The organism is Streptomyces otsuchiensis, from assembly GCF_004305975.1.
Taxonomy (GTDB): Bacteria; Actinomycetota; Actinomycetes; order Streptomycetales; family Streptomycetaceae; genus Streptomyces; species Streptomyces otsuchiensis.
Window position 1 is genome coordinate 1 of record NZ_BHZI01000300.1, and the last position, 6,549, is coordinate 6,549.

General features: G+C 75.5%; 6 protein-coding genes. 5 read left to right on the forward strand and 1 reads right to left on the reverse strand.

Annotated features, from left to right (window positions below; translation table 11 throughout):
- Together E0D90_RS22060 and E0D90_RS22065 are read left to right on the forward strand one after the other, a co-directional pair.
- Positions 1-883: SigB/SigF/SigG family RNA polymerase sigma factor (locus E0D90_RS22060; RefSeq protein ID WP_130799784.1), on the forward strand; the 883-nt coding region annotated here is incomplete at its 5' end.
- A 111-nt stretch (positions 884-994) separates the two neighbouring features.
- Positions 995-1,807 carry an SAM-dependent methyltransferase gene (locus E0D90_RS22065; protein ID WP_130799785.1) on the forward strand — a complete coding sequence of 271 codons (813 nt, stop codon included), beginning with the start codon at positions 995-997 and terminating at the stop codon, positions 1,805-1,807.
- A gap of 28 nt (positions 1,808-1,835) precedes the next feature.
- On the opposite strand, the gene E0D90_RS22070 is transcribed toward E0D90_RS22065, so the two are convergent.
- On the reverse strand, positions 1,836-2,813 hold the full coding sequence (locus E0D90_RS22070; protein WP_130799786.1) for a DUF5753 domain-containing protein: 978 nt from the start codon (positions 2,811-2,813) through the stop codon (positions 1,836-1,838).
- A 398-nt stretch (positions 2,814-3,211) separates the two neighbouring features.
- Between E0D90_RS22070 and E0D90_RS22075 the strand changes: the two genes are divergently transcribed.
- From E0D90_RS22075 to E0D90_RS22085, 3 genes are all read left to right on the forward strand, one after another.
- A complete protein-coding gene (locus tag E0D90_RS22075; protein WP_103500897.1) occupies positions 3,212-4,435 on the forward strand; it encodes an inositol-3-phosphate synthase in 1,224 nt (407 codons plus the stop codon).
- Entirely contained in the window at positions 4,432-5,316 is an 885-nt protein-coding gene (locus tag E0D90_RS22080; RefSeq protein WP_227870400.1) for an SCO3242 family prenyltransferase, read from the forward strand. The genes E0D90_RS22075 and E0D90_RS22080 overlap by 4 nt, the downstream gene beginning before the upstream one ends.
- A 315-nt stretch (positions 5,317-5,631) precedes the next feature.
- On the forward strand, positions 5,632-6,519 hold the full coding sequence (locus E0D90_RS22085; RefSeq protein ID WP_227870401.1) for a sugar phosphate isomerase/epimerase family protein: 888 nt from the start codon (positions 5,632-5,634) through the stop codon (positions 6,517-6,519).
- The last annotated feature ends 30 nt before the right edge of the window (positions 6,520-6,549 follow it).

Genomic DNA, 6,549 nt, shown 5'->3' on the forward strand with positions numbered 1-6,549 from the left:
CCCCCACGACGACGCCCCCGACACCGCCCGGGAGCTGGCGCTGCTGGCCGCGCTCCCCGACGGTCCCGCCCGTGACGTGCTGTGCGGGCGGATCGTGCGCGCCTGGCTGCCGATGGCACGCCGACTCGCCCGCAAGTACCGCGGACGGGGCGAGGACACCGAGGACCTGGAACAGGTGGCGGCGCTGGGACTGACCAAGGCCGTGCTGCGCTACGAACCGGAGCGGGGCAACGCCTTCGAGAGCTACGCGGTACCGATGATCCTCGGGGAGATCAAGCGGCACTTCCGCGACTGCACCTGGGACGTACACGTGCCACGGCGGGTGCAGGAACTGCGCCGGGCGGTCCGGGAGGCCGTCCGGGAGCTGGACACCGGTGCCGGAGAGAGCGTCCCGGACGTCGCCACGCTGGCACGGCACACGGGACTGAGCACCGGGGACGTCCGGCTGGGACTCGCGGCCCTGGAGTGCTACTCGGTGCTCTCCCTTGACGCCGACCCCGCCGACCCCGGGGGCGGTCACACGCTGCTGGCGACCCTGGGCTCGGTGGAGCCGGGTTTCCAGCACGTCGTGCACCGGGAGGCGGTGCGTCCCGGCCTCGGCCGGCTGCCCGAACGCCAGCGCCGCATCCTCTATCTCCGCTTCTACTGCGACATGACCCAGCGCTCCATCGCCGAGCAGCTGCACATCTCGCAGATGCATGTCTCGCGGGTGCTGCGCGAGACCTGCGAGCAGCTGCGCCGGGAGGTGGACGGGGCCGCGGACCTCCGGGGCGGAACGGGCGACGGACCAGCGGGCCGGCACCCGGACGCGGACCGGGCGGCTCCGGCTCCCGGGCGGTCGTCCGGCCGGGCCGCCGGCCCGGTGCCGGCACCGCCCGGCTGACCCGCGGCGCGCCCCTCCGGCGCCGAGGCGCCCGGCCACGGGCGTCCGCTAGCCTGTCGCCCCGGCCACCGGAGGGGGCGTGCGGCCGGCGCCCGGAGAGGGAGCGTCTTGATGACCGGCGGCACCACGGACGGCGACGCGGGGACCACGCGCCGGATCGACACCTCCGTTCCGCACTCGGCACGGATCTGGAACTACTGGCTGGGCGGCAAGGACAACTACCCCGTGGACCGCGAGGCGGGCGACGCGTTCCGCGAGGTCTTCCCCGGCATCGTCGACATCGCGCGCTGCTCGCGCCATCTGCTGGCCCGCGCCGTGCGGCACCTGGTCACCGAGGAGGGCGTACGGCAGTTCCTGGACGTCGGGACCGGCCTGCCCACGGTGGACAACACACATCAGGTGGCACAGCGGGCGGCTCCGGACGCGCGCGTGGTCTACGTCGACAACGACCCGCTGGTCCTGGCGCATGCCCGCGCCCTGCTGACCAGCACCCCGGAGGGCTCGACGACCTACGTCGACGCGGACCTGCGCGAGCCGGAACGGATCGTCGCCGCCGCCGGGCGGTCGCTGGACCTCACCCGCCCGGTGGCGCTGATCCTGATGGGCGTCATCGGGCACGTCGCGGATCACGACGAGGCCCGCTCGATCGTGCGGCGGCTGCTGGCCGGGCTGCCGTCGGGAAGTTTTCTGCTGCTCTACGACGGCACCGACACCAGTGCCTCCTCGGCGCGGGCCCAGGACAGCTACAACGAGGGAGGGGCGCTGCCGTACGTGCTGCGCACCGAGCAGGAGATCGGTGTCTTCTTCGACGGGCTCGACCTGCTGGAACCGGGGCTGGTGCCGTTGCCGCGCTGGCGCCCGGAGATCGCCGGCCTGGAGGGGGCGGACGTGGCGGCCGTCTGCGCGGTCGGACGCAAGCCGTGAGCGGACCGCCGGCGGGGCAGCGGCCGGTTCAGGTGCCGGCCAGGACGGCGCGCACGATCGCGTCGGTCTCCTCCGGCGGGGCGGCCTCCACGGCGAGGTGGTTCACCACGTCCCAGTAGTGTTCGACGTCGGCGCGCCGGTCCAGCTGGCCGCCCATGAGGGGCTGTTCGAGGAACGCGACGTCCGGCAGCAGCCCGCCGGGCAGCCGCACCAGGGTCACCGGGCCGCCGATGCCCGCGTGGCAGCCGACGGCGAAGGGCAGGATCTGGACCGTCACCCCGGGAAGGGCCGCGGCCTCGGCCAGCCTGCGGAGCTGACCGCGCATGGTCTCGGCGCCGCCCACCGGCCGGCGCAGCGCCGCCTCGTCGATGACCGCCCACAGCCTGGTGGCGCCCGGGCCTTCGAGTACACGGCTGCGGCGGTGCTGGAACTCGACGCGCCGGGCCAGTTCGTGCTCGTCCGCGTCGCGGTGGGTCGCGCGGGCGACGGCGCGGGCGTAGTCCGGGGTCTGGAGCAGTGCCGGGACGGTCTGGGAGGTCCAGCATCGGATCAGGGCCGCGGACTGCTCGATGCCGAGGTAGGCCTGGGCCGGATCGGGGAGCAGGTCGGAGTAGGCGTGCCACCAGCCGGGCCGGTTGGCCTGGGCGGCGAGGTCAAGCACGGTGGCCCGGGTGGCGTCCTCGCGCACGCCGTAGAGGGTGAGCAGGTCGGTGATGTCGCGCGCCTTGCATCCCGTGCGGCCCAGTTCGAGCCGGCAGATCTTGGAGTGCGAGGCACGGATGACCGCCCCGGCCTCCTCCTGGGAGATCCCGCGGGCCTCCCGCAGCCGCCGCAGCCGGAGGCCGAGCGCCATCCGGGGCACCACGGGGCCGGCGTGCGCGTCGGGGCGGACGCCCGGCGCGGCGGGCGGGAGCGGCGTGGCGGACGGCGGCTGCGCGGGGGGCGGGAGCGGAGTGGTGGACGGGAGCGACGTGGTGGACGGAAGCGGTGCGTCGCTGGTGCCCATCTCTCACTCCCTGAACCGGTGCGGGTCTTCCGGGGTGCTCCGAGCGCGGGTCGTTCCCGGCTGCCTGCCTCCGCTCGGTACCGGGATCGGGCGGTACGCGCCGCCGATCCACCGGACCCGTCAGCCTATCGGCTCAACTCCCCGCACGCTGCGGGGTGGTGGGCGCCGGGGGCACCGTCCGCGATGCCCTCCCCCAGCGTGCGACCCGCGCTTCGGGGCCGCGAAAAGTCCATGTCATCGGTGCCGGGATCTGGCGCCGAGGGGTGTTTCCAGCAGAAAATCTCCGTATGACGAACGGGGTATATATGTAAGGGCACATGTATAATTCCATGATCGCTCCGGACCGGGAAACCGGCCCGGACCAGCGGATTTCACTCCCCACTGGAGGCGTGCCACACATGTCTGCACACCCCGTTTCGTCCGCCCGGGCGGATTCCGCGAAGGTCGGCGTCTGGATCGTCGGCGCACGCGGCTCGGTCGCCACCACGGTGACCGTCGGCGCCGCCGCCCTCGCCGGCGGGCTGGCCTCCCCCACCGGATGCGTCACCGAACTCCCCCCGTTCCGCGACACCGAGGCGCCCTCCCCCGCCGAACTGGTATTCGGCGGCCACGACATGGTGGGCGTCCCCCTCACCAAGCGCGCCGCGCAGCTCGCCGAGGCGGGCGTCTTCCCGGGCCACCTGCTCGGCCAGGTCGACGACGCGCTCCGCGCCGCCGAGCACGAGATACGCCCCGGCGCCGCTCCGCAGGAGGACGGCGGGGACGGCGAGAGCCAGGCCGGCACCGCCGCCCGTCTCGCCTCGGACATCGAGGAGTTCCGGGGCCGCAACGGCCTGGAGCAGGTCGTGGTCGTCAACCTCGCCTCGACCGAGGCCCCGCCGGAGCCCCACCCGGCCCACGCCTCGCTCCCCGCGCTGCGCGCGGCGCTGGAGGCGGGCGAGGCGGTCCTGCCTCCCAGCTCGCTGTACGCCTACGCCGCGTTCACCGCCGGCTGCGCGTATGTCAACTTCACGCCGTCGGCCGGGGCCTCGCTGCCCGCGCTGGACGAACTCGCCCGCGAGTCCGGCGTCCCCTACGCCGGACGGGACGGCAAGACCGGCGAGACGCTGGTGAAGACCGCGCTGGCCCCGATGTTCCTGCACCGTGCGCTGAAGGTCCGCGCCTGGTCGGGCACCAACCTCCTCGGCGGCGGCGACGGCGCCACCCTCGCCGACCCGGACGCCGCGCGCTCCAAGACGGAGACCAAGGCACGCGCCGTGCAGGAGATCCTCGGCCACCCCGTCGAGGGGCTGGTGCACATCGACAACGTGCCCGAGATGACCGAGTGGAAGACCGCCTGGGACCACGTCCTGTTCGAGGGCTTCCTCGGCAACCGGATGACGCTCCAGTTCACCTGGCAGGGCTGTGACTCGGCGCTGGCCGCGCCGCTGGTGCTCGACCTCGCCCGGCTGGTCGCCCTCGCCCGGCGCCGGGGGGAGAGCGGACTGCTGCCCGCCTTCGGCTTCTTCTTCAAGGAGCCCATGGGCAGCCGGGAGCACGACCTCACCCGGCAGTTCGACGCCCTGGCCAGCTGGGCGGCTGGCGGCGTCGCCGCGACCGGCGACGCGGTGGGCGCGGAGTGAGCGCCCGCCCCGCGATACCCCGGGTCGGGGACCTGGCCGAACTGGTCCGGGCTCCGGCCGCTCTGACGGTTCCCGGCGACATCGTCGCCGGTGCGGCCGCCGCGGGCCGCGCGCTGGACGGCCGGGTGGCGCTGACCGCAGCCGGTTCGGTGTGCCTCTACTGGGCCGGGATGGCGCTCAACGACTGGGCCGACCGGGAGGAGGACGCCCGGGACCGCCCCGGACGCCCGATCCCCTCCGGCCGTGTCTCGCCGTCGGCCGCGCTGGCCACCGCGACCGCGCTGACCGTCGGCGGGCTGACCCTCGCCGCCCTCGGCGGCGGCCGCCGGGCCCTGCTGACCCGGGCACTGCCCCTGGCGGGCGCGGTCTGGGCCTACGACCTGGCCACCAAGCACACCGCGCTCGGGCCGCCCACCATGGCGGCGGCCCGAGCCCTGGACGTCCTGCTCGGCGCGGGCCCCGGCGGCACCCGGCAGGCCCTGCCCGCCGCGGCGCTGACCGCCGGTCACGTCCTCGCCGTGACCCGCCTCAGCCGCACCGAGGTGGCGGGTGCCGACCCGGCCGCGGCCGAGGAGGCGATGGCCGCCACCGCCGCCGTCGGCGCCGTCGCGGCCCTGCCCACCGCGCCCAGGCCCGCCGCGCGGGCGACCGCCGCGGCCGGAGCGGCGGCGTACACCGCGCTGTGCTGGTCCGCGCAGCTGCGGGCCCGGCGCGATCCACGTCCGGAGCGGGTACAGGCGGCGGTCGGAGCCGGCATCCACGCGCTGCTGCCGCTGCAGGCCGCGCTCACCGCGCGGGCCGGGGCGGTGCGGGCGGCGCTGCCCCTGGCCGCCGCCCTGCCACTGGCCCGGCGGCTGTCACGGAAGGTCTCCCCGACATGAGGCGGCTTCCCGGCGTGCCGGCACACCCGGCGCCCGTCCGGCCGGCGGCTCCCGTGGCCATCGTGCGGCGCTCCGCCCGGCGCCGGAGCCCGCGGACGACCGACCGGGGCCGGACCTTATGACCCCGCGCCGCGGCACGCGGCGGGCGGGATCGCACGCCCTCCGCTGACCGCGCGCCACCGGGCACGTGCGGCAACCCTTCCCCACGAGGGGCGCCGTGCCCCGCCTCCCGCGACGACACCACGCACCACGTGCCGCGCCCGTCCCCGGCCGGCACTCATGAGCAGCGCCCCGCCCCCCAACGGGAAGGTCCTCATGCCGCTCCGTCTCGCCTACTCCACCAACGGCTTCGCCGACCACCGGCTGAACGACGCCCTCCAGGTCATCGCCGGACTCGGCTACGACGGCGTCGCCCTCACCCTCGACCACCAGCACCTCGACCCCTACGCGCCCCACCTCCCGGCCCGGGTGGACTCGGTGCGGATGGCGCTGGACGCCGCCGGTCTCGACGTGGCCGTGGAGACCGGCGCCCGCTACCTGCTGGACCCCTGGCACAAGCACCAGCCGACCCTGCTCTCCACAGAGGGCCGGGAACTGCGGCTGGACCTGCTGCGCCGCGCCGTGAACATCACCTCCGACCTCGGTGCCTCGGTGACCCACCTGTGGAGCGGCACCCCGCCGCCCGAGGTCTCCCACGAGGAGGCGTGGGACCGGCTGCTGACCGGGGTGGACGCGCTGCTCCAGGACGCCGAACGTGCCGGTGTGACGCTGGCGTTCGAGCCCGAGCCGGGCATGCTGGTCGCCTCGCTCGCCGACTGGGCACGGCTGCGGGACGCCCTGGGCGCTCCCGACCGGCTGCGGCTGACGCTGGACGTCGGGCACTGCCACTGCCTGGAGGACCGCGGCCCCGAGGAGTGCGTGCGCGCGGTCGCCCCGGAACTGGCGCACGTCCAGATCGAGGACATGCGACGTGGGGTGCACGAGCATCTGCCCTTCGGCGACGGCGAGATGGACTTCCCGCCGCTCCTCGCCGCCTTCGGCGACTCCGGCTATCGCGGCCTGGTGACCGTCGAACTGCCCCGCCACAGCCACGCCGCGACCGCCACGGCACGGCACTCCATCGGCTTTCTGCGCGCCGCGGAGGCGGCCGCCCGCTCCGCGGCCGCCGCCCGGCCCGGGGGAACGGAGGACACCCGCCCATGACCGCCCCTGACCACCGCGGCACCCCCGACC

What these genes read in the sequence shown, in the direction of transcription:
- E0D90_RS22075 (WP_103500897.1), top strand. Translation starts at nt 3,212, where the DNA reads ATGTCTGCACACCCCGTTTCGTCCGCCCGGGCGGATTCCGCGAAGGTC.
- E0D90_RS22085 (WP_227870401.1), top strand. Translation starts at nt 5,632, where the DNA reads ATGCCGCTCCGTCTCGCCTACTCCACCAACGGCTTCGCCGACCACCGG.
- E0D90_RS22070 (WP_130799786.1), bottom strand. Translation starts at nt 2,813, where the DNA reads ATGGGCACCAGCGACGCACCGCTTCCGTCCACCACGTCGCTCCCGTCC.
- E0D90_RS22065 (WP_130799785.1), top strand. Translation starts at nt 995, where the DNA reads ATGACCGGCGGCACCACGGACGGCGACGCGGGGACCACGCGCCGGATC.